The 20,182-nt window shown below is 40.7% G+C and carries 23 protein-coding genes; 13 read left to right on the forward strand and 10 right to left on the reverse strand.

What is annotated here, in order from left to right:
• Nucleotides 1-4 precede the first annotated feature (4 nt).
• From MSBRW_RS01900 to hdrB, 6 genes are all read left to right on the forward strand, one after another.
• Nucleotides 5-949, forward strand: coding sequence for an ABC transporter permease (locus tag MSBRW_RS01900; protein ID WP_011305673.1), 945 nt, complete (start codon nucleotides 5-7; stop codon nucleotides 947-949).
• Between the two features lie 12 nt (nucleotides 950-961).
• Complete coding sequence (locus tag MSBRW_RS01905) at nucleotides 962-1,837, forward strand: ABC transporter permease (RefSeq protein ID WP_230669925.1); 876 nt, start codon at nucleotides 962-964, stop codon at nucleotides 1,835-1,837.
• 2 nt (nucleotides 1,838-1,839) lie between these two features.
• Complete coding sequence (locus tag MSBRW_RS01910; RefSeq protein ID WP_011305671.1) at nucleotides 1,840-2,778, forward strand: ABC transporter ATP-binding protein; 939 nt, start codon at nucleotides 1,840-1,842, stop codon at nucleotides 2,776-2,778.
• A complete protein-coding gene (locus MSBRW_RS01915) occupies nucleotides 2,763-3,455 on the forward strand; it encodes an ABC transporter ATP-binding protein (protein ID WP_011305670.1) in 693 nt (230 codons plus the stop codon). The genes MSBRW_RS01910 and MSBRW_RS01915 overlap by 16 nt, the downstream gene beginning before the upstream one ends.
• Nucleotides 3,456-4,258: 803 nt before the next feature.
• A complete protein-coding gene (gene hdrC / locus MSBRW_RS01920; protein ID WP_011305669.1) occupies nucleotides 4,259-4,744 on the forward strand; it encodes a CoB--CoM heterodisulfide reductase subunit C in 486 nt (161 codons plus the stop codon).
• A gap of 11 nt (nucleotides 4,745-4,755) precedes the next feature.
• Complete coding sequence (gene hdrB / locus MSBRW_RS01925) at nucleotides 4,756-5,658, forward strand: CoB--CoM heterodisulfide reductase subunit B (protein ID WP_011305668.1); 903 nt, start codon at nucleotides 4,756-4,758, stop codon at nucleotides 5,656-5,658.
• A 269-nt stretch (nucleotides 5,659-5,927) separates the two neighbouring features.
• Here hdrB and MSBRW_RS01930 read toward each other — a convergent pair whose 3' ends face one another.
• A complete protein-coding gene (locus MSBRW_RS01930) occupies nucleotides 5,928-6,377 on the reverse strand; it encodes a DUF1284 domain-containing protein (protein ID WP_011305667.1) in 450 nt (149 codons plus the stop codon).
• 64 nt (nucleotides 6,378-6,441) lie between these two features.
• Entirely contained in the window at nucleotides 6,442-6,975 is a 534-nt protein-coding gene (locus MSBRW_RS01935; RefSeq protein ID WP_011305666.1) for a DUF1847 domain-containing protein, read from the reverse strand.
• A gap of 290 nt (nucleotides 6,976-7,265) precedes the next feature.
• On the opposite strand from MSBRW_RS01935, the gene MSBRW_RS21665 reads away from it, so the two are divergent.
• From MSBRW_RS21665 to tnpA, 6 genes are all read left to right on the forward strand, one after another.
• Complete coding sequence (locus MSBRW_RS21665; protein ID WP_011305665.1) at nucleotides 7,266-7,514, forward strand: hypothetical protein; 249 nt, start codon at nucleotides 7,266-7,268, stop codon at nucleotides 7,512-7,514.
• A 329-nt stretch (nucleotides 7,515-7,843) separates the two neighbouring features.
• Nucleotides 7,844-8,182 (forward strand): DUF134 domain-containing protein, encoded by a 339-nt coding sequence (locus tag MSBRW_RS01945; RefSeq protein WP_011305664.1) that lies wholly within the window; start codon nucleotides 7,844-7,846, stop codon nucleotides 8,180-8,182.
• A gap of 54 nt (nucleotides 8,183-8,236) precedes the next feature.
• Nucleotides 8,237-9,079 carry an Mrp/NBP35 family ATP-binding protein gene (locus tag MSBRW_RS01950; RefSeq protein WP_011305663.1) on the forward strand — a complete coding sequence of 281 codons (843 nt, stop codon included), beginning with the start codon at nucleotides 8,237-8,239 and terminating at the stop codon, nucleotides 9,077-9,079.
• Between the two features lie 548 nt (nucleotides 9,080-9,627).
• Nucleotides 9,628-10,245: a thioredoxin family protein gene (locus MSBRW_RS01955; protein WP_011305662.1), complete on the forward strand. Its 618-nt coding sequence runs from the start codon at nucleotides 9,628-9,630 to the stop codon at nucleotides 10,243-10,245.
• A gap of 128 nt (nucleotides 10,246-10,373) precedes the next feature.
• Nucleotides 10,374-11,024: a cytochrome c biogenesis CcdA family protein gene (locus MSBRW_RS01960; RefSeq protein WP_011305661.1), complete on the forward strand. Its 651-nt coding sequence runs from the start codon at nucleotides 10,374-10,376 to the stop codon at nucleotides 11,022-11,024.
• 556 nt (nucleotides 11,025-11,580) lie between these two features.
• The gene (gene tnpA / locus MSBRW_RS01965) at nucleotides 11,581-12,048 is read left to right on the forward strand and encodes an IS200/IS605-like element ISMba16 family transposase (RefSeq protein WP_011305479.1); all 468 of its coding nucleotides are present in this window, start codon (nucleotides 11,581-11,583) and stop codon (nucleotides 12,046-12,048) included.
• A gap of 332 nt (nucleotides 12,049-12,380) precedes the next feature.
• Here tnpA and MSBRW_RS01970 read toward each other — a convergent pair whose 3' ends face one another.
• The 7 genes from MSBRW_RS01970 to cbiT form a co-directional block, all read right to left on the reverse strand.
• Complete coding sequence (locus tag MSBRW_RS01970; protein WP_011305660.1) at nucleotides 12,381-13,118, reverse strand: precorrin-8X methylmutase; 738 nt, start codon at nucleotides 13,116-13,118, stop codon at nucleotides 12,381-12,383.
• Complete coding sequence (gene cobJ, locus MSBRW_RS01975) at nucleotides 13,108-13,908, reverse strand: precorrin-3B C(17)-methyltransferase (RefSeq protein WP_011305659.1); 801 nt, start codon at nucleotides 13,906-13,908, stop codon at nucleotides 13,108-13,110. The genes MSBRW_RS01970 and cobJ overlap by 11 nt, the downstream gene beginning before the upstream one ends.
• Nucleotides 13,877-14,230, reverse strand: coding sequence for a cobalamin biosynthesis protein (locus tag MSBRW_RS01980; RefSeq protein ID WP_048102524.1), 354 nt, complete (start codon nucleotides 14,228-14,230; stop codon nucleotides 13,877-13,879). The genes cobJ and MSBRW_RS01980 overlap by 32 nt, the downstream gene beginning before the upstream one ends.
• A gap of 79 nt (nucleotides 14,231-14,309) precedes the next feature.
• Nucleotides 14,310-14,828, reverse strand: a complete 519-nt coding sequence (locus MSBRW_RS01985; protein WP_329957353.1) for a cobalamin biosynthesis protein CbiG — start codon at nucleotides 14,826-14,828, stop codon at nucleotides 14,310-14,312.
• A 23-nt stretch (nucleotides 14,829-14,851) separates the two neighbouring features.
• Nucleotides 14,852-15,580, reverse strand: coding sequence for a cobalt-precorrin-4/precorrin-4 C(11)-methyltransferase (locus tag MSBRW_RS01990; RefSeq protein ID WP_011305658.1), 729 nt, complete (start codon nucleotides 15,578-15,580; stop codon nucleotides 14,852-14,854).
• Between the two features lie 126 nt (nucleotides 15,581-15,706).
• The gene (locus MSBRW_RS01995) at nucleotides 15,707-16,315 is read right to left on the reverse strand and encodes a cobalt-factor II C(20)-methyltransferase (protein ID WP_011305657.1); all 609 of its coding nucleotides are present in this window, start codon (nucleotides 16,313-16,315) and stop codon (nucleotides 15,707-15,709) included.
• Between the two features lie 66 nt (nucleotides 16,316-16,381).
• The gene (gene cbiT, locus MSBRW_RS02000; protein ID WP_011305656.1) at nucleotides 16,382-16,930 is read right to left on the reverse strand and encodes a precorrin-6Y C5,15-methyltransferase (decarboxylating) subunit CbiT; all 549 of its coding nucleotides are present in this window, start codon (nucleotides 16,928-16,930) and stop codon (nucleotides 16,382-16,384) included.
• Between the two features lie 770 nt (nucleotides 16,931-17,700).
• Here cbiT and MSBRW_RS02005 point away from each other — a divergent pair.
• Nucleotides 17,701-19,029, forward strand: a complete 1,329-nt coding sequence (locus MSBRW_RS02005) for a homocitrate synthase/isopropylmalate synthase family protein (RefSeq protein ID WP_011305655.1) — start codon at nucleotides 17,701-17,703, stop codon at nucleotides 19,027-19,029.
• Between the two features lie 23 nt (nucleotides 19,030-19,052).
• Here MSBRW_RS02005 and MSBRW_RS02010 read toward each other — a convergent pair whose 3' ends face one another.
• On the reverse strand, nucleotides 19,053-20,081 hold the full coding sequence (locus MSBRW_RS02010) for an isocitrate/isopropylmalate dehydrogenase family protein (protein WP_011305654.1): 1,029 nt from the start codon (nucleotides 20,079-20,081) through the stop codon (nucleotides 19,053-19,055).
• Nucleotides 20,082-20,182 lie beyond the last annotated feature (101 nt).

The raw sequence follows: 20,182 nt of genomic DNA on the forward strand, positions 1-20,182 counted from the left end.
ATATATGCACAGGTATTTACTAAAACGATTTGCATCCATGCTGATCACACTTGTTGTGGCGTGTGCACTGACATTTTTCTTGATGCATATGATACCTGGAGAAACTACAGAGATAATTCTCAAACATACTTTTATAGGTCTTGAAGAAACAGCTACAGAAGAGCAATTGATGCAATTTTCAGAAAAATATAACCTCAATGACCCTCTATACATTCAGTTTTTCGAATGGTTGAAAAACTTTCTGTTAAACGGTGACATCGGTACTTCTTATGTATATCATAAACCTGTGATATATCTTCTGAAACTGCGTCTGCCGGCAACAATCCTTCTGGCGACATCAAGTATGTTGATAACTGTTGTTTTAGGTATAAGCCTGGGAGTGTATTCTGCCTTGAAACAGAATAAGTTGTCAGATCATATTCTCAGGTTTATCAGCCTTTTTGGAGTTTCGATGCCAGGATTCTGGATCGGCCTGCTTCTTATCCTTCTCTTCTCAGTCAAGCTCAAACTGATACCTGCAACGGATTATGGTAGTCTGGAGAATCTCTTCCTGCCAGCCCTTGCGCTCTCATCACATTCGATAGCATCGGTGATGAGGATTACACGAACAAGCATGCTTGAGACACTTGGTCAGGATTACATCAAATTTGCCGTAGCTAAGGGACTTTCTACAAGAACTATAGTCTTAAGGCATGCGATGAAAAATGCTCTGCTACCAGTGATAACAGTTCTTGGCTTTCAGATGGGGCATTTGCTTGGTGGTTCCATTGTTATAGAACAGGTATTTACATGGCCTGGAATAGGCAGTCTCCTTGTCAATTCGATATCTGCTCGTGACATTCCTGTTGTGCAGGGTTGCGTAATGTGTATAGTGGCAATGTTTCTTATGATAAATTTCCTGGTGGATATCTTCTATACGTATCTGGATGCAAGAATAAAATATGATTAAAACGTGGTTATGATGAAAAATATAAAAATTCCTGACAGCATCATCAGTGAAGAACACATACAGATGATCTTCAGGAGAAAGGACATGCTGATTGCCCTTATCCTTCTTTTTTCTCTAATGTCAATATCCCTAATTGCTCCATGGATCGTCCCATCTGATCCCAATGAGGCAAATCTTACAAACAAAAATCTTGGTCCTTCATCAGAACACTTACTTGGCACCGACTATCTAGGACGTGATATGTTGAGCCGAATAATGATTGGGGCCCATACATCCCTATTGATATCATTTGGTGTTGTTTTGATATCTCTTGTGTCTGGCGTTTTTCTGGGATGCATGGCAGGTTACTATGAAGGCTATGTGGATGAGGTGATCTCGAGACTTATAGACATATTCCTTGCATTTCCGGGGATTATTTTTGTCCTGACAGTAATGAGTATGCTTGGCACTGGTGTCATGAATATCATAATTGCGCTTTCAATTGTTCAGTGGGCAGGTTACGCCCGACTGATGCGGGGACAGGTAATTTCAGTTAAAAAGAACGAATATGTGCTTTCAGCAAAGATGATAGGTGTAGGAGATCTCAGGGTACTATTAAGGCACATCGTTCCCAATTCTATAGCTCCCATCCTTGTCCTTGCGACAATTGACATTGGGCATGTCATTCTCTCCATATCTGCCCTGAGTTTTTTGGGTATTGGGCTTCCTGCCGATATCCCCGAATGGGGTGCCATGCTGAGTGCAGGAAAAGCCTATATGAGGACAGCGCCGTTCCAGACAATTTTCCCTGGAATGGCGATAACGACTTTTGTGGTTATTTTCAGCATACTTGGCGATGGAATGCGAGATATTCTGGATCCTCAGGACAAAGGTGGTGATATGTATTGAACATGTCGGGAAATATTCTTGAAATTCGTGACCTTGATGTCTTTTTTGAAACCAATGAAGGATATGTGAAAGCCGTGAACAAGGTTTCACTGAATATTAAAAAAGGAGAATGCATTGGGATTATCGGGGAAACAGGTTCTGGCAAGTCTGTTGTAGGGCAATCTGTGCTGCGTTTGCTTGCAAACAATGCCCATGTAAGCGGGAGTATATATTTCCATGGTATGGATCTGCTGGAAATGGACATAAAGGAAATAAAAAATATAAGAGGTAAGGAAATTTCACTGATACCCCAAAATCCTGCAAAATCCCTGAATCCTGTTCTGAAAAATGGAAAACAGGTTATTGAAGTTTTTGATAACAAAAATATTACTTTTCCAGAGAAACGGGAAAAAATTATCTCAATAATGAAACAATTACTTTTCAAAAATGTTAATCACGTATGCAATTCGTATCCACACCAGCTTTCAGGGGGCATGAAGCAAAGGCTTCTGGCTGCAATTGCTCTCTGTTCAGATCCTGAGCTGCTCATAGCTGACGAACCAACAAAAGGACTGGACCCGGATTCTGTAGATAAGGTCTGTGAATTGTTCATGCATATAAAGTCAGACCATAAAAGAACGATGCTGATAATCACGCATGATCTTGATTTTGCTCTCAGTATATGCGACCTAATAGCTGTTATGTATTCAGGGGAGATCGTTGAGGTGAATAGGGCGAAAAAGATTATCAATTCTCCTTCACACCCATACACACAGGGACTTGTCAATGCTCTTCCACGCAATGGACTTGTACCTCTTCCAGGGCAGAGTCCAAGCAGAATATTCCTGCCGACGGGATGTTTCTTTAGCCAGCGATGTAAATTTAATTCAGCTTCATGTGTAAGTGAGCATCCTCTTCTAAGAGAATTTGAGGGAGGCGTGGTCAGATGTCACATGTACTGAGTGTAAAATCTCTGTCTAAGTCATTCGATTCCAATGAAATAATCAGAGACATTAACTTCTCCATTTCAAAAGGAGAAACTCTTGGGCTGTTTGGCAAAAGCGGCTCAGGGAAGACCACAATCGGCAAGTGTATCACAGGTCTTGAAAAACCTAGTTCAGGCAATATTATATTCAAAGATAAGGATATTTCAGACAGAAAGAATAAAAATATATCAATTTTACTCCCCAAAATACAAATGATTTTCCAGCATCCTGAAACATCACTGAACCCCAGGATGAAGGGATTTGAAAGCATAGCAGAGCCGCTGAGAATTCACTCAAATCTTACAAAAGATACACTTTCTGAAAAAATAACTGAACTCACAGAGCTTGTAGGCCTTAATATGGAGCACCTTCAGCGTTACCCTGCCCAACTTAGCGGGGGAGAAATACAGCGCATAGTGCTTGCAAGAATACTTTCCGTTAAACCGGAATTGATCGTTGCAGACGAGCCAACTTCAATGCTGGACGTTTCGGTACAGGCCCAGATACTACGCCTTATGCAGAAGATTCAGAAGGAGGAAGGAGTTTCCTATCTGCTTGTATCACATGACATTGAAGTTCTGCACCATGTCTGCCATAGGATAGCATATCTTGAGAATGGGACAATAGCGCGGATAGAAGAAGTGAATTTATAGAATAATTGTATCCTTTTCAAATTCAATGGAGACTTTTCCAATTCGAAAAAAGTGCAACAATTTTATCACACAGTTATAACGTTGAATGCATCGCTTGAAGTTGTTTCTTAAACTTAGTTAAATTTTTAAATTTTCAGCAAAAACATGAAATTTACTTTTACCCATACAATTCGAAGAGGATACATATTTTTCACTAATACTAAAATATAAATTTTTTGAAAATTTAATGAGTATATATTCTAAAATATGTTTTTACAATACTTCACACAAAAAAACCATATGGTATTTTATTTTGTAGACACAATAATTTACATGTCTGAATTCCATATACAGTACAAAGGTAATTAAATATACAAAGTCAATTATTTTTCGAAGGTTCTGTGGGAAGTTTTCCGTTCCTGCAGCAAGCTAGCGGGATATCTGACTGAAATAAAGTCAAAAAATACGGTTAGTTTCATCCCTGAAGGAATTGTATCTCCGTCTTCAACAATTTTTCCAGCAAGTACTCCTAATCTGTAATTACCCTTGATCTGGATTTTAATCCCGAATGATTTAGCTCATGTTAAATATCATAAGAATAATACAAATGTATAATAAAGAATTCTTTAGTAAAGGATTCAACTGAGGATTCGACTGAAAACTCTCTGAATAAATCCGTTCGAATTAGGTTATCATTTGAAATTAGAAACTCTGCCTATCAGCATCCTGACTTAAAGGCAGCGTTTCATCCTGACCTTCTTCTTTCGGTTACGCTTATTTTTTTAAAATGGAAGAACCAATATAAAATCAGACAGTGAACCTGTATGAGTGAAGAATTGCCAAAAGTGTTAAAGGATGCAGGGCTTGACTTATTTTCCTGCATGCAGTGTGGCATATGCACAGGGAGTTGTCCTTCAGGACGGCACACCGGGCTCAATACGCGAAGAATTCTTCGGGACGCACGCAAGAACAGAGCTACTGTTCTATCAGATGATGCCCTATGGCTCTGTACAACCTGCTACACCTGCCAGGAACGCTGCCCGCGCGATATACCAATTACTGATGCTCTCCTTGAGCTCAGGAGACTTGCAGTAAAACAAGGTTTCATGCTTCCAGAGCACAGGAAAGTATCGGAAATGGTCATGGAATTCGGGCATTCAGTCCCTCTGGATGAAGAAACAAAGAAAAAGAGGGAAGAACTCGGGCTTGATCCCATACCTAATACCGTCCAGAAGTATCCTGAAGCCCTTCAAGAAGTAAGGAATCTTCTTAAAGCATGCAAATTTGACGAGCTAACGGCTGAAACATAAGGAGGCAGAATATGGAAAAACTATCGCTATTTCTTGGATGCATCATACCCAATCGTTATCCAGGTATTGAAAACGCAACTAAACTCTGCCTGCAGAAACTTGATATAGACGTATCCGACCTGCCAGGAGCTTCCTGCTGCCCTGCTCCAGGAGTTTTCAAGTCCTTTGATAAAGCAACCTGGCTTGCTCTTGCCAGCCGGAATATAGTTCTTTCTGAAAAGATGGGTAGAGATGTGCTTACAGTCTGCAATGGTTGTTACGGCTCTCTGGCAGATGCTAATTTGGAACTGAAAAAAGATCCTGAGTTGAAGGAGCGCACGAATAATTGCCTTAAAGAAATCGGCATGGAATTCAAAGGCACTGCCGAGGTTAGGCACATAATTGAATATTTATATAAAGAATTTGGGCCTGAGAAGCTCAAGGAACATGTCACAACCCAGCTTGACCTTAAAGTGGCACTACACTACGGATGTCATCTTATCAAGCCTTCAAGGGATAGAAATCTTGGAGAAACGGAGGCGCCGGTTTTCTTTGACGAACTCGTTGAAGCCATAGGTGCAAAAAGCGTAGACTATACCGACAAGATGATGTGCTGTGGGGCTGGAGGGGGAGTACGTTCAGGGCATACTACCGAATCCCTAGAGATGCTTGAGCACAAACTTGCCTGTATTCGGCAAGCAGGAGTGGACTGTATTGTTAATGCATGTCCTTTCTGCCACCTGCAATTTGATAGGGGGCAGATCGCAGTCAATGAAAAATTCGGAATGGATTATTCGATCCCTGTCCTTCACTATTCTCAGCTACTTGGCCTTGCTCTTGGTTTTTCTCCATATGAACTGGGAATAGAACAAAATGCAGTTCAGAATGTCGAGTTTCTTGCAAAAATCTATGAGATCAGTGCAGGTTTAAAATGAAAGTCAGGAAAAAAATACTCAAGAAAAAAGTTCCAACTAAAAGGTGAAGGACGAATACAGGAAAGAAGACATTTTCATTTTTTATGCCGAAATCAAAGATTTTGTCATTTGCAGTTTTATCTTCCATGACTTTTCTTTCATAATTTTTTCTTCCATGATTTTATCTTTCCTCTTGCATGTACCAGAGACACTTCTGTCTCCATTTGCAGGTCCCGCAGACTTCATTAATGTCGGATGGATTAGCTAGTTGTGAATTGATTAAACTGAAGTTATCTTTCCTCTTGCATGTACCAGAGACACTTCTGTCTCCATTTGCAGGTCCCGCAGACTTCATTAATGTCGGATGGATTAGCTAGTTGTGAATTGATTAAACTGAAGGCTTTATCTGCCTCCATGATTGTTCCTTCTTTTATCTTTAATTTCTCGATAACAACAAGATCCATACTCTTTAACCTGCCAGAGATAGGTGATTCCTGCACAGTGCATTCCCTTTTGCCTGGACAGGACTCACAGATTACATCACATTCGGATACCAGTTCCAGAGGTCTTGAAGGAAAAGCCTTAAGATCTGAAATTACGGCCTTCAAATTTGCCACAAAAATCGGGCTGTACCCATAACCCTGAAAACCCTGAATGCAGCAAAGGTGATGAGCTCTGATCTTCAGGCATTTAGACCCTGTTTTAGAACCCGATCCAGATGTGTTCGATTTTTTGAGCATATTTTTCTCCAGGATGTCAACTCACAGAACCAAAGAACTAATTCTAAAAATTAACTTTGAAAACTCATTTTATAACATCAATTTCTGAATCAGCTAACTGGGGTAACTCCTCAATAGGCAGCGTTATTGAAGGAGCCTCAGAGTATTTTGCAAAGAGGATTTCATAGCCTGTTTTAAGCCCCAACATGATATTAAGATTCGTAAGGTCATCGTTCAGGAGTAGTGCCTGGCCGATAGGATTACAGACTGCTTCATACTCCAGATACTTGGATTTTTTAATTCCTAGGCTGGCTTTTTCGAAGCTACATACTTTACAGCAAACTGAAAACACTTCAAAATATCTTGAAAGAATGTCATAAACCAGCCTTGCTTCTCTCTCATACTCAATGCAGAAAGCAATTCCTATTTTTGTATACCCAAGACTTTTTGCATAAATAGCTATCTCTTCAAGTTTCGTCCTTTTCATGCTATCGGATTCGAGCCAGGCAGAAATCTGAATTGCTTTAAGATCATCGCCTGTATACTCAAGTCCATATTTAATGACTGAACAATTTTTACCTTTCACGCAGTCCTTAATCCGGCATAAAGCGCACTGCACATTTTTTTCTCCCGGGGTTTTTACATGGATAGGGAATTATAGTCACAAATAAGCTGTGGAGGTATATATATTTCTATGAGGGATGTCTAAATATATGGATAGAGTTCTAGGCAATAAGAAGGTAATATGGAAAAATTATCGTAAAATTATAAAATAAGACACTCAGTTTAATGATGAAGTTCATACTCTTATCTATAACCTGCACAGATATTTTCTGTTGTTGCCTCTTTGAGGATATCTGTATCCCGGCAGCAAGACTTTTGAAAAGGCTTGAGCGAAAAAACTGATCTTTGAGGATATCTGCCTCTAAGAAGCTAAGTTTCTCTGACTTTGTCTTTGTGCCTACAAACTCTGAACCACCTGGTGTACTGATTCCAAAGTATGTCAAAAATGACTTTTTGACAACCACGGAAAGCACGGAAGACACGGAAATAAGTAGTAAAGGCCGTGGTTCTTCCGTGCTTTCCGTGGTAGTAATATCCAGATTGAATCATTCTGCAACTGATTGCGTTTTCCGTGGTAGTAATATCCAGATTTAATCACTCTGCAACCGATTGCATTTTCCGTGTTACAGAATTCCATATGACTTTTAAATAATATTTGCGTCGTCATGGAAGATAAAACTGCAAATGACAAAAATAAGCTGGAATTATTTTCTTATTATGTATCTATTGAGAATCGATGCACCAGGACTTAAATATGTGAAGAGCTTCATTGCCTCTTTTAGGTATGCATACTTTTATAAGAACTTCCTCTAAACTTGTAACATACAACTGGAATTTCACTCATTTGCACATAATTTTATATATTTTTCTGTTGGAAAAGAGAAATTGTTATATATTTATTCCGCAATGTGCATAAGTAACCTATGAAAAAATGCAGAGGAAGACCAAAGTGCCCGAGGCGTGTTGAGCAAACGCCCGACATCACATATTTCAAGCCTAGAGGAGTCCCGTTGGCTGACCTTGCGGTTGTATCCATTACAGTAGAAGAGCTTGAGGCACTGAGACTTGTAGATGTTGAAGGCCTGAAGCAGGAAGATGCAGCCGTCAGAGTAGGAATCTCAAGGAGAGCTTTTTGGGAAGATCTAAAAGCCGCGAGAATGAAAATCGCCCTTGCCCTTAGCACAGGAAAAGCAATAGAGATAAAGGGCGGTAACTATATCAGCGCTGAGAGCGCTGACATTAATGAAGATGCTGATACGTAAAAGAGAAATCTGAATACCGGGAAATAATACGGAAATTTTACACAGGCGATAAAAATGACAGATAAGGTTCAACCACTTGAGGGCTTGTCGAAAAAGCCAGAAGAACCAAAAATAGTAGTCAACCTCAGGCGCATTAAGCGCAAGATCATGATTATGAGCGGAAAAGGAGGAGTAGGGAAAAGTACAGTTGCAGCAAATCTGGCTGCTGGGCTGGCCCTGCGAGGATACAAAGTTGGGCTTCTGGATTGTGATATTCATGGACCAACAATTCCTACGATTTTCGGTTTAGAGTCTCAAAGGCCCGATATTAATGAAGAAGGCATTCTTCCAATCTCGGTACTTCCCAACCTTTCTATGATGTCTATCGGTTTTCTGCTCGGAGACAAAGATTCTCCTATAATCTGGAGAGGGCCTGCCAAAATGGGGGCAATCAAACAGTTCCTTGAAGACGTTGTCTGGGGAGTACTTGATTTCTTGATTATAGACTTGCCACCTGGCACAGGAGACGAACCCCTTAGTGTGGCTCAGCTCATTCCCAATTGCGACGGTTCAGTGCTTGTTACAACTCCACAGGATGTAGCCCTTATCAGTGTCCGAAAGTCAATAATCTTCTCTGAAAAACTTAACGTGCCTATCATAGGGCTTGTCGACAATATGCATGGGCTTATTTGCCCCCACTGCGGCAAGCCAATAGAAGTCTTCGGAACTGGAGGCGTGGAAAAAGCCTCAAAAGACTTCGATATTCCTATTCTTGCCAGCCTCCCTATTGAGCCAAAGGTTGCAGAAATGGAAGATAAAGGCACTATTGTCCAGGGTCTGCTTGACCACAGTACGGAATGGCAGAATAACTTCGAAGCTGTTGTAACTGCAGTAGAAAAAACTCTGGAGGAAGAGTAAGGCGAAATAAAAAGGGGAAAGATTAACACGTTTCCCTGGTAATATATTTTTTTCTCGATTGGTTAGCCTCTCAATCTGCTAACCTTTCTTTAATAAGCTAAACAGCAAACCTGATCTTTTTTGGAGGAAACCTTCTTGCTTAAATCAACTGACTTTCCTTCAATCAATTAACTTTTTTTCAATCGGTAGACTCGGTAATTGTAATTAGTCTTTTCAGATAGCTTTTCCCCTTTTAAGATCTCTTCTATCTTTCCTGTATATTTCATATTTTTTCTCATATTTACTTTTAAAATTTAATCTAAATTTTTTTATATATTTTCAATAGACCAAAAGTCTCTTAAACTAGGCATATATTCTCTTCCCTTAGAGTTAATTATTTGAGATTTATCAATAATTTTATTTCAGAATTCAAATTTTACAATCAGTAGAAAACGAAGGCTATCTTAAAATGAAGGTTATTCTTGAGAAGAGAAAATTATTATCATATAACATAATTGCTAAATAATATGGAATATAATATAAAATAAAAAATTAACGTTGAGAACATCATGAAGAAATTAGTTATATTATTGATCATGCTTGCAGCTGTAATCTTTACTGCGGGCTGTACTGATGAGAACCAGGAAAATTCCACCGACATCCAGGCCGTTCAGGAGAGTAATGGCATTGTCGAAGCAAACGAATCTGAACAGACAAACCTTCAGGAAATCCAGGAAGAAAACGGCATTGTCGAAGCAAACGAGTCTAACACCACTGATCAGGAAACTCCGGAAGAAAGTAATGTTCTTGAAGTAACCTCTCTTGAACAGATAAATGCATCCCTTGAGCAGGGACCGGTTCTTGTGAAAATAGGATCTAAACACTGTGGGCCATGCCAGGCTATGAAGCCCATGCTTGAAGAACTGGCAACAGAATACAGTGGGAAAGCTACTATTGCGTCTATAGATATAACCGAGAGTCCTGACCTTGAAGCTTATTTTGATATCGGATACGTCCCTGACACCTCTTTGATCGTGGGTATTAAAGACGGGGACTATGTGTACATTCAAGAGGATGGAGCAGTCACTAAGGATAGATTCAAGGCTAGAATTCAAGGACAAATGGAAAAAGAGGTTTATGAGAATCGTATAAACCTTGCTCTTCTCCAAGAGGGGAAAAGTACATAATTATAAAAATAAACTTAATAGATACAACTAATTTCTAAATTCATTAAGTTCGAAGTTCAAACTTATGGTAAAACCCGGAGTTCCGGAAAAACTCTATCGTAAATAAACTATAAAAAGAAATTGTAACCATGGCTTATGAAGTTATTTCCCCCGTGGCTGCATTTGGAGCAGGAATTATCAGTGTCCTGTCCCCTTGCATCCTTCCTCTTCTGCCTGCTGTCCTGGCAACATCCGCAGGAAAAAACAGATTGAGACCCCTGGCAATAGTGCTTGGAGTCTCAATATCCTTTACCATAATGGGAGTGGCAACCTCTGCCTTTGGGGCAGTATTTAGCGCATATACAGATCAACTGAAGATTCTGGCAGAGGTCTTGATTCTCGTACTGGGTTTCGCACTACTCTTTGACATAAGCTTATTCAATGCATTTTCAAAGTTTCCCCTTATGGGGAAAATGGGTGATGAAGGACCTGTTTCAGGCTTCTTGCTTGGCCTTTCCCTTGGTGTTCTCTGGATACCTTGCGTCGGACCAATTCTAGGCTCGATTCTGACCATGGTAGCTTTAGAAGGGAATGCTATTACAGGAGCCCTTACCCTTTTAGTTTATTCTCTTGGATTTGCGATACCAATGCTCTTGCTCGCGTACTCAGCCCACTTTTCATCTTCAAAAATCCGGCTTATTTCAAAGTGGGATGTGGTCTTCAAAAAAGGAGCGGGAACAATACTGGTACTTTTCGGGCTTTATATGATCTATCAGAACCATTATCAATGGTTTGTTTAAATAAGTCCAGATTCGGAGATTTGAAAAATCATGTCATAGGCGCAAGAAAATACTGGCTATGTCCTAAGGTGCAGAATTTAAACTGGAATCAGAGAGTAGTAAACCTAACTAAAAATTAATAAGCCAAAATTACTATTTCCTGAAAATGGAATCTATGAAGGATTTGTCAGACACGGAGGGTCAGTCTATTGAATAGAAATGCCTGTGCAGCAGGCTATTTTCTGTACTCTCGGGACTTCTAAAGTCCTTCAAATTTTTATAATACGCTTTTTTTCCATACTTATATAGGCAGACTTGAAGTTAGACAAACTTGTATAGGAACGTTCCTTTGTTTTAATTTATTCACAACTCAAATTTAAAGCTTATAGCTGTTTATTACTATGGGAGCGCAGAGGGTCACGAATACCCTGACCTTTAGGTCGGGGATGAAGTGAACCCTCGCTGGCTGTTTTATATTCGCATAACTGTTTCAATCATCAGTTCTTTGTAAAATAAAGTTTTTTTTGGCACCATAACCACAGGTGGTGCCAGCCACCTATGGCTAGGATGTGATATAATGTTGGAACTACGTAGTTTTAGCCATGGCTATGGTCAGATTACCTACCACATCGTGTTGGTACCTAAATATCGATACAGTATATTCTACAACAAGCGGATTAAAAAGGATTGCGAGTTGATTCTCAGCAGTATTTGCATGGAAAAAGGCTACAAAATTCATGCAATGGAAGTTGTAGATGATCATGTTCACTTGTTTCTAGAGTTTCATCCAAGTACTTCTCTATCAGAGGTAATTCAATACTTGAAAGGAGGAAGTTCTTACAGACTTTTCAAGCTTCATCCTGAAATGAGACACCAGTATTGGAGTGGAAGTCTATGGTCAAGTGGAAAGTTCTATCGATCTGTTGGGAATGTAACTGCTGACACAATCAAGCATTATATTAAGGAATCGCAGGGAAAAACGAAAACAGAAGCTCAATCACAGAGGTTAAAAAAATCCGGGCAACGTAGAATTAATGAGTTCTAAGTACCAAAATAACCGGGCGGGCGGCCCGAAGCATACCCCATCCTTTAGGGTGGGGTGGCCGCACGCAATTTGATTTTAATTCAAATTTAACTTTTTAAGTTATAATACGAATAATACTAAAGTACAAAAACACACCAGAAATTATTTTTAAAATTTAAATATAAATTGGGAAAAATCAGAAAGTTACACAACAAAAAGAAAGTTATACGACAAAAAGAAAGTTACACAACAAAATTAGACACTGGGAAATAAGCGGTTAACTAAAAAACACTGAAAACAAAAAGCTGGACTAAACCTTAAAATAAAAAACTAAGAAAGTGTTGTTTTTAACTTTATTTCGCGTCTTCACTTTCTCTTGCGATTGCAACAAGCTCATTTACGCATGCAACCGCCATTGGGGTTCCGCCCCTTGTCCCTACACAGCTAATAGAGGGTACAGGAACTTTCAGGTTTCGGACTATTTCCTTAGATTCAGCTGCATTTACGAAACCTACCGGAAGCCCTATAATAAGAGCTGGTCTTACACCCTTCTCGACAAGTTTGCAGACCATAATAAGGGCAGAAGGTGCATTTCCGATTGCAATAATACTCCCATCGAGCTTCTCTCTGGCAGCGAGGAAGCCGGCTGATGTGCGCGTAATTCCGTACCTGTTAGCGATTTCAGCATTCGGGTCTTCATCAAGCACGCAAATAATTTCAGATTTGTGTCCTGCTTTTGTAATTCCGGCTTTTACCATATTGATATCCACGAAAATCGGGGCACCCTTTTTGATTGCTTCCACGCCTGCAGGGATTGGGTCATGCATGAAACGCATGATATCTGCCACGGAAAGATCTCCAGTAGCAATAACACAGCGCTGGCGGAAGCGGTCTTCTGGAGTTTTGTTGCCGATGAGTTCCTGGATCATTGTCCGGCTTTTCATATAGATGGCTTTTGCTTCTTCGGTTCTTGCCCCTGAGTCCTTACAAATGCTTACGAGTTCGGGATTCACATCAACCGTAAGCTCGGTAAGTTCTTCAAGATTGTCGAGTTTCCCTACCTTTTCATTAGCATTCTCTTCAGTAGTCATACTTTTTCTGATACCCCCTGGGAGTAATTATGAAGTCCTTCTTTTGAGAATTCCATATTCTGGAATCTCCGTTTCCAATAAGGATCGTGGTGCTCATATCCACCCAATCTTCGTATTCCATAACTTTTCCAAGAGTGGTTACTATCCTGTCTTCACCGTCACCCCTCAGAGCGTTCTTCACAAGTCCCACAGGTACGGAATCAGCCTTGTACTGACGGATAATTTCGATAGCTCTTGAAAAGTTGGATTGTCTCTTACGGCTTTTTGGGTTGTAGAGAGCCATTACAAAATCGGCTTCTGCAGCAAGATTCAGCCGTTTTTTAATCACATCCCATGGAGTCAGGAGGTCACTGAGGCTGATTACTGCAAAGTCTGTTACAACAGGTGCGCCTAGCATGCTTGCGCCGGCTAAAATTGCTGTGACTCCAGGAAGAATCTCTATATCAACTTCAAGATCTTGATGTTCAGCAACTTCAAGCACGATGCCTGCCATACCGTATACGTTGGTATCGCCGCCACTTACCATGGCAACATTTGCAACTTTTGCAAGCTCCACCGCTTTTCTTGCTCTGTCTACCTCTTTACCCATATAGCTGCGGATTACTTCCTGGGTGCTGAGGAGGCTTGCTATCTGATCCAGGTAAGTACCGTTTCCGAGTACATAATCGGCATTAAGGATTACGTCTCTGGCTCTGAGCGTCATCTGTTCTACAGATCCTGGACCGATCCCTACGATGTAAAGTTTTCCTTTAGTTGCCTTATCTTGCGATTGCGATTGTGACTCTGCCATAGATTTTCTTCCTGCAAATTAATTGTTTTTCTTCAGAAAGTGCCAGAGCTGCAGGTTCTGCAACTCCTTTTAATCCAAACCGGGATGCCTGGGAGGCTGAAGGAGGACTGTAGCTGTTCAACACTTCATCCGGCAAAAAGTTCACCGGAATGCCGAGAGTCTCTCCCGCTTCCAGAAGCCCCTGTTCGTTTTCCTTAAGTTTTGAAGAAGCAAAAGCCGTAATTTCTTCCAGGCTCAGGCCGCACTCATCGAGGGCCTGTTTTACGGCTTCAATAACCTCTTCTTTCGTAATGCCCCTGCGAGTTCCTATTCCTATAATCATCCGTTATCGTCCCTGATTATCAACGCGGTTCATTGCCAGGTTAATTAGCGTCAGTGCAGATCAGTTAATTTACAGCTAATTACTGTCTACCTTTATTGTTGTCTTTGACTTCTGCATTCTCCTGACGTTTTCTTATCAGCACGGATACATCTTCATCTACAATAACAATTCTGGGACCTTTAATTTCGATAACCTCTATTTCCTGATCAAGGAGGGCACAGTTTACAGCTACAGTAGATTTTTTGTTGAAGATCTCGCAGCCTACCCTATTAGCAATACCCTCTACTGAAGGTTTGCCGTGTACTTCTGTCGCCGTTGTAAGCACAGGGACCGCTCCAAGTTCCGAAAGCTTGCGGGCAATTTCATTTGCGCCGTGGTGGCCCCCAAGCAAGGGGATTGCGAAATTCAGATTTGAATCAACCACGACCACGGCAGGATCAGACCACTTATTCTCGAGAAGCGGAGCAATATCCCTTACCACAATGCCCGTGGCAAAAACTGCAATTATTGCCTCATAACTTTTAAAAGCCTTTTCGAATATGCCCTTTTCGTAAAGAAGCAGGTCTGCATTCAGGTGTTTTGCTATCTTCGCTGCAATCTCTCTATTTCGTTCAAAAGTGATTACAACGGTTCCTGGGCTACTCCGTATAGATAGGACCTCCTGTAATTTTTAGGGTCAACAACCCCACCAATAATTATCATTGCTGAGCGTTTAATCCCTGCATCCTTTACCTTGTCTGCGATATCTTCCACAGTTCCGGTGATGATTTCTTCGTCCTCCCAGGATGCATGAAATACTACCGCAACAGGCGTATCCTTCGGGCAGCGGACTTTTTCCATAATTTCCCTGATTTTTTGCGTACCAAGGAAAATTGCCATAGTAGTGTTGTAGGCAGAAAGCTCGGGGATAAGGTCTTTTTCAAGGGTTTTTCCGGCAGGGCGGGTAATAATTAGAGTGTCTGAAACGCCGTTAAGAGTCAACTGAGTGCCAAGAGCTGCAGCGCTTGCAAAAATCGAGGAAACCCCCGCAACTCTTTCGACTTCTATGTCGTGTTTCCTGAGCTCTTCCATCTGCTCTATGACTGAACCGTAAAGAGATGGATCTCCGCTGTGAAGGCGAACAACGAATTTCCCTGCATCTACAGCGTCCGCAATTATTTTAGTGGTTTCTTCGAGGGTTAACCCATAACTATCCACTGTTTCTCCATGCGTGTAATTAAGAACCTCTGGGTTTACCAGAGAGCCAGCATACATCACAAGGTCGGCTTTTTCAAGCATTTCACGCCCAAGTACGGTAATGAGTTTCGGGTTCCCTGGGCCCGCTCCCACAAAATATACTTTCCTTTCCATCTGACCATTCCCTTTGCTTTCGTGTTTTATTTTAAAATTATATAAGTTACGTGAATTTATGTAAGTTACATGAATTTATGTAAGTTGCACGAATTTATGTAAGTTTGAATATTACATCGGTAACTTTCATTTCTTTCCGTAAATGATACTGAAGTAGTTTCCCTTTTCCGGAATTTCTTCTTTATTTCGGATTATAAGCTCTTTGTCCGAAAAGAGCTTTTCTGCAAAGATAAACTCCTTATATCCTTCAGTTTCAAGCTGTTTAACTATGGACTTTGGTTGCGTAGCCTTCAAGCGAATCTTATGTCCGATCTCAGAACCGTCGCTGACTTCAAAAGAGCTTTCAACCGCAACATCGGTCCTGGCAGCAAAGGACGTGATTGAACTTATTCCAGGCACAGTTGCAAGTTCAACATCCGGATAGTGCTTGCGCATTACTTTTTTGAGATGGGAAAACGTAGAGAAAAAGTTTGGATCGCCTATAAGTCCGAAAGCTACAGTGCCTCTTCTTGCCTCTTCTGCAACCCTGTCAGCATTTTCCTTCCAGAGGGAATTAAGAACCTCAATATCTCTTATCATGGGAAATTCAAGGATTTCAGCATCTGCATAAGGAGCCACAAGATCTTTTGCCAGGCGGCCTGGCACATATACCTTATCGCTGTTTTTCAAAATATCCACTGCTTTGAGGGTCAGAAGTTCAGGGTCTCCGGGACCAAGTCCTACTCCGATTAACATGCTATCGCTCCATAGATTATAAAAATAAATGTAAAGAAGACTTAAATTATAAGATAATTTTCAGTTTTACTTTTTTCCGACAACGATGTATACCGGGTTTTCAGGCTTGAACATCGTCTCTCCGGCAATTGGTGCACTTCTCGAAACCGAAATATGAACTACTTCATCAAAAATTCCAAGTTTTTTCATTGCCTCAATTGTCCTGACAACCGTTTCTATTCGGACGGCGTTTACCACAATACTCCTAGCTTTTTTCTTAACAAGGGTCTCAAGCACGGAACCAATATTTTTTGTTCCACCGACAAAAGCACAGTCAATATTATCAGTAAAACTTTCCGAACTCAGGAGATCCGAAGCTTCGCCAGTTAAAATCCGGGCATTTTTTATATTAAAATTTTTGAAATTCATTTCAGTGGCTCTCAGAGCCTCGCTTCGGGCATCTATCGCATAGATTGTGAGGTTTCGGGCAAGTTTTGCGGCTTCAATCGATACCGATCCCGTACCGCAACCTACATCTGCAAACCGATCTCCGTCACGCAGCCCGAGTTTGGAAAGAGACACAGCAATGATTTCAGGTTTTGTCGGACCGCCGCTAACACTTACTATTTCGGACATGTTTACCTCGGGATAAAGTAAAGCAAATATATAAAATACAAATAAATATATATCAGTATAATTTTTAATTTTATTTAATAGTTTACTTATAATCAGGGCTGGAAAATCTGCGTTATTCAGAGACAGTTACAGATATACAAACATAGTTAATCAAGTTTATAGCTAAATTAGATTTATAATTATGTCATACTTTTCAGATCAGCTCGAATATAAATATAATTTGTTGTAGATATACCTTATTATCGGTAAGAAGGGCAGGATAGGAAAGTAAACTTTCCTAAAACTATAAAAACGCAGATAATACTTCTGCAAGAAATACTTTAGATATACCTTATACATCAATTCTAAGTATCCTTTTTTAAGGAAGTATCCTGAGATTTTACAGAAGAAATGAGACGCAGTATCTTCTATCACTCCTGGTAAGTTAAAATAGCATAAGTACTATAAATAGAATTAATATATGAATAGGAAAGCACATTAAGTATTTTAAAAGAAAGAGATTTTAATTATAACGACATATACTTAATTATTAGGATATAACATAAGTATAAATCTCGGCATAGAATGTAAGATGCTGTTTTGAAGAACAATAATAAGTTCTCCCCCAAAAGAGTGTTTTTTAAACAAGAAATATAGAGTCCTTAGGTTAAATGCAACTTATTTTCTGACCTGTATACCTGAAATATATCTTTTTCACAGGAAAACTCTGCAGTGAAATCCCACTCTATCGATACAGGGCCTTGCCGCCTGAAATAAAGGAGGAAAAAGTGATGAAAGTTTACGAATCATATGAAGATCTGCCCAAACTAAAGCTGCCCTATGGAAACGACGTGTACATAAGTGACAGCACTATTCGTGATGGTTCTCAGATGCCGGGAATCGTCCTGAGCAGAGAACACAAGCTTCAAATATATGAGTACCTGCACGAGATCGGAATCGAAAAACTCGAGGCCTTCGTATTCAATAAGAGGGATAGAGATGCGGTAGATTTAATGTTTGATATAGGGTATGAGTTTCCCGAAATCACAGGCTGGGCAAGAGCGTCAAGAGCCGATATTGACAAAATTCTCGAAGTTGATGGGCTGGAAGAAACCGGAATTCTGATGTCTGTATCGGATACGCATATTTTTTCTAAGATGAAACTCTCAGGCAGGGAGGAAGCCGAAGAGAAATATCTGGATGCCCTTCAGTATGCAGTCGACCACGGACTTCGCACACGTGCTCATCTCGAGGATATGACAAGAGCAGACAATTATGGCTTTGTTTTCCCGCTAGTTGAAAAAATTATCGAAATCGACCCTGATTGTATTATCCGGGTCTGTGATACTGTCGGATACGGGATGCCCTTCGTTAGTGTCGATGAGCCTTATGGAATCCCGAGAATTGTACAGTACCTCAAAAAAGAAATCGGGGCAAAAAATATCGAAACCCATATTCATGACGATTACGGATTCGGGTCAGCAAGTTCCATTGCAGGTTTCTGGCACGGGGCTAACTGGACAAGCGTAACTTTCCTGGGTATAGGAGAACGTGCAGGAAACAGCGAAATGGAAAAAATCCTGCTATTCCTGAGAGATAGGGTAGAAGGTTTTGAAAAATATAACCTTGAACCAGTTACTCGCTTTGCAAGATTCATGGAAAAAGAACTGGGACTGCGGGTTCCCAGAAACAAAGCCGTGGTCGGGAAAAATATTTTTGCCCACGAATCTGGAATACATGCTGCCGGTGTCCTTAAAAATCCCTTTAACTATGAACCCTATCCTCCAGAACTGGTAGGAGGAAAGCGGCTCCTGCTTATAGGTGACTCTTCAGGTCTGGAAGTTATCCGTTATAAAATTCAAGAGACCTTAAATGACCTTCTTGATATTGAAACCATTGTGGAAAAAGACGACCCCAGACTTCTGAAAATCCAGAAAGAAATCCAGAAACTCTATGATAATGAAGAAAGAATTTCCTGTATATCAGATGAAGAGCTCCTTGATTATGTTGAAAAATACTTTCTTTACCAGCCTATCTGCAGCCCGGGACGTACAGGTCGAGGTAAATTGAACAACGAAGAAAAGATGGCCGATTCTGAGGATGAAAAATTGAAGGAATGAAAGGTATTTCCTTCAGTACCTTCTTATTTGAGAATTTCTGCCGTATACTTTGCAATCTCGCCAGCCATCTGACTGAGTTTTGCATTGCCTCCGAGATCGTAAGTTACATACTTACCTTCGGAAATCACGCGTTTTGTAGCTTTAAATATTGCTTCGGATTTTTCCTTTTCGTCAAGGTAATCAAGCATCCATGCTCCTGCAAGTACAGTTGCCACAGGGTTAACCTTGTCTTGGCCTGCATATTTTGGAGCTGACCCGTGAGCAGGTTCAAACATTGCAAAAGAATCCCCGATATTGGCAGAGTAGATTAGACCAATACTGCCTACCAGGGCCGAGCATTCCTCGCTGATTACGTCCATAAAGAGGTTTGTAGAAAGAAGAACCTTTTTATTAAATATCTGCGGGTTCTTTATCAGTTGCTGGGCAATGTTGTCAATGTGATAGGGCCAGATTTCGATATCTGGATAATTCTGCCCGACCTTTTCTACCTCCTCTAAGAAAGAGCCGCAGGTAAGTTTCAGAATATTGCTCTTATGGATGGGCACAACAGCGTCATAGCCTCTTCTCTTTGCTTCCTCGAAAGCATAGCTGGCAATCTTGTGGGATGCGGTGCGTGTGATTTTACGGATTGCAATTGAAACGTCATCTGTAAGCTGAATTTCCTCTCCAATGTAAAGGCCTTCTGTGCCCTCGCGCACACAAATCATTTCTACATCTCCAAGAGGGGCGCTTGAATTGGGAAAAGTTTTGATTGGTCTGACATTTGCATAAAGATTATACTTACTCCTTATAGATACAGCCACACTTCTTGGAGAGCCTATCCCTCCTGGTGTGGTTGTCGGCCCTTTAAAACAGGCATCTGAACTGTCAAGGACGTCCCAGGTCTCATTCGGAATAAGGGAATTGCCTCCATGCTTTTCCCACCAGCCGGCTCCTGCTTCGCACATAACAAATTCAACGTCTGTGCCGGCGGCTTCTGTTACTTTAAGCATTGCATCTACAAGCTCGGGGCCTACCCCGTCACCTTTGATTACTGCTGCGGTTTTACTCATAATTATCACCAGATCTTAGGGTTCGTATTTAAAGAACCGTAGCGACTGAAAAGCTAAAAAAGGGGAACTTTTCAAAGTTCGGTATGAATAATTGAATCTTC

The organism is Methanosarcina barkeri str. Wiesmoor, from assembly GCF_000969985.1.
In the GTDB taxonomy this organism is placed as follows: Archaea; Halobacteriota; Methanosarcinia; order Methanosarcinales; family Methanosarcinaceae; genus Methanosarcina; species Methanosarcina barkeri_B.

Excerpts from the sequence above, each read along its gene's own strand:
- MSBRW_RS02005 (WP_011305655.1), top strand. The coding sequence starts at position 17,701 with ATGAAAGTTTACGAATCATATGAAGATCTGCCCAAACTAAAGCTGCCC.
- MSBRW_RS01905 (WP_230669925.1), top strand. The coding sequence starts at position 962 with ATGAAAAATATAAAAATTCCTGACAGCATCATCAGTGAAGAACACATA.
- MSBRW_RS01950 (WP_011305663.1), top strand. The coding sequence starts at position 8,237 with ATGACAGATAAGGTTCAACCACTTGAGGGCTTGTCGAAAAAGCCAGAA.
- MSBRW_RS01900 (WP_011305673.1), top strand. The coding sequence starts at position 5 with ATGCACAGGTATTTACTAAAACGATTTGCATCCATGCTGATCACACTT.
- MSBRW_RS01970 (WP_011305660.1), bottom strand. The coding sequence starts at position 13,118 with ATGACTACTGAAGAGAATGCTAATGAAAAGGTAGGGAAACTCGACAAT.
- hdrB (WP_011305668.1), top strand. The coding sequence starts at position 4,756 with ATGGAAAAACTATCGCTATTTCTTGGATGCATCATACCCAATCGTTAT.
- MSBRW_RS01915 (WP_011305670.1), top strand. The coding sequence starts at position 2,763 with ATGTCACATGTACTGAGTGTAAAATCTCTGTCTAAGTCATTCGATTCC.
- hdrC (WP_011305669.1), top strand. The coding sequence starts at position 4,259 with ATGAGTGAAGAATTGCCAAAAGTGTTAAAGGATGCAGGGCTTGACTTA.
- MSBRW_RS01995 (WP_011305657.1), bottom strand. The coding sequence starts at position 16,315 with ATGTTAATCGGAGTAGGACTTGGTCCCGGAGACCCTGAACTTCTGACC.
- MSBRW_RS02010 (WP_011305654.1), bottom strand. The coding sequence starts at position 20,081 with ATGAGTAAAACCGCAGCAGTAATCAAAGGTGACGGGGTAGGCCCCGAG.
- cbiT (WP_011305656.1), bottom strand. The coding sequence starts at position 16,930 with ATGTCCGAAATAGTAAGTGTTAGCGGCGGTCCGACAAAACCTGAAATC.
- MSBRW_RS01955 (WP_011305662.1), top strand. The coding sequence starts at position 9,628 with ATGAAGAAATTAGTTATATTATTGATCATGCTTGCAGCTGTAATCTTT.
- tnpA (WP_011305479.1), top strand. The coding sequence starts at position 11,581 with ATGTTGGAACTACGTAGTTTTAGCCATGGCTATGGTCAGATTACCTAC.
- MSBRW_RS01930 (WP_011305667.1), bottom strand. The coding sequence starts at position 6,377 with ATGCTCAAAAAATCGAACACATCTGGATCGGGTTCTAAAACAGGGTCT.
- MSBRW_RS01990 (WP_011305658.1), bottom strand. The coding sequence starts at position 15,580 with ATGGAAAGGAAAGTATATTTTGTGGGAGCGGGCCCAGGGAACCCGAAA.
- MSBRW_RS01960 (WP_011305661.1), top strand. The coding sequence starts at position 10,374 with ATGGCTTATGAAGTTATTTCCCCCGTGGCTGCATTTGGAGCAGGAATT.
- MSBRW_RS01945 (WP_011305664.1), top strand. The coding sequence starts at position 7,844 with ATGAAAAAATGCAGAGGAAGACCAAAGTGCCCGAGGCGTGTTGAGCAA.
- MSBRW_RS01980 (WP_048102524.1), bottom strand. The coding sequence starts at position 14,230 with ATGATTATAGGAATAGGAACTCGCAGGGGCATTACGAAAGAAGAGGTT.
- MSBRW_RS01910 (WP_011305671.1), top strand. The coding sequence starts at position 1,840 with ATGTCGGGAAATATTCTTGAAATTCGTGACCTTGATGTCTTTTTTGAA.
- cobJ (WP_011305659.1), bottom strand. The coding sequence starts at position 13,908 with ATGGCAGAGTCACAATCGCAATCGCAAGATAAGGCAACTAAAGGAAAA.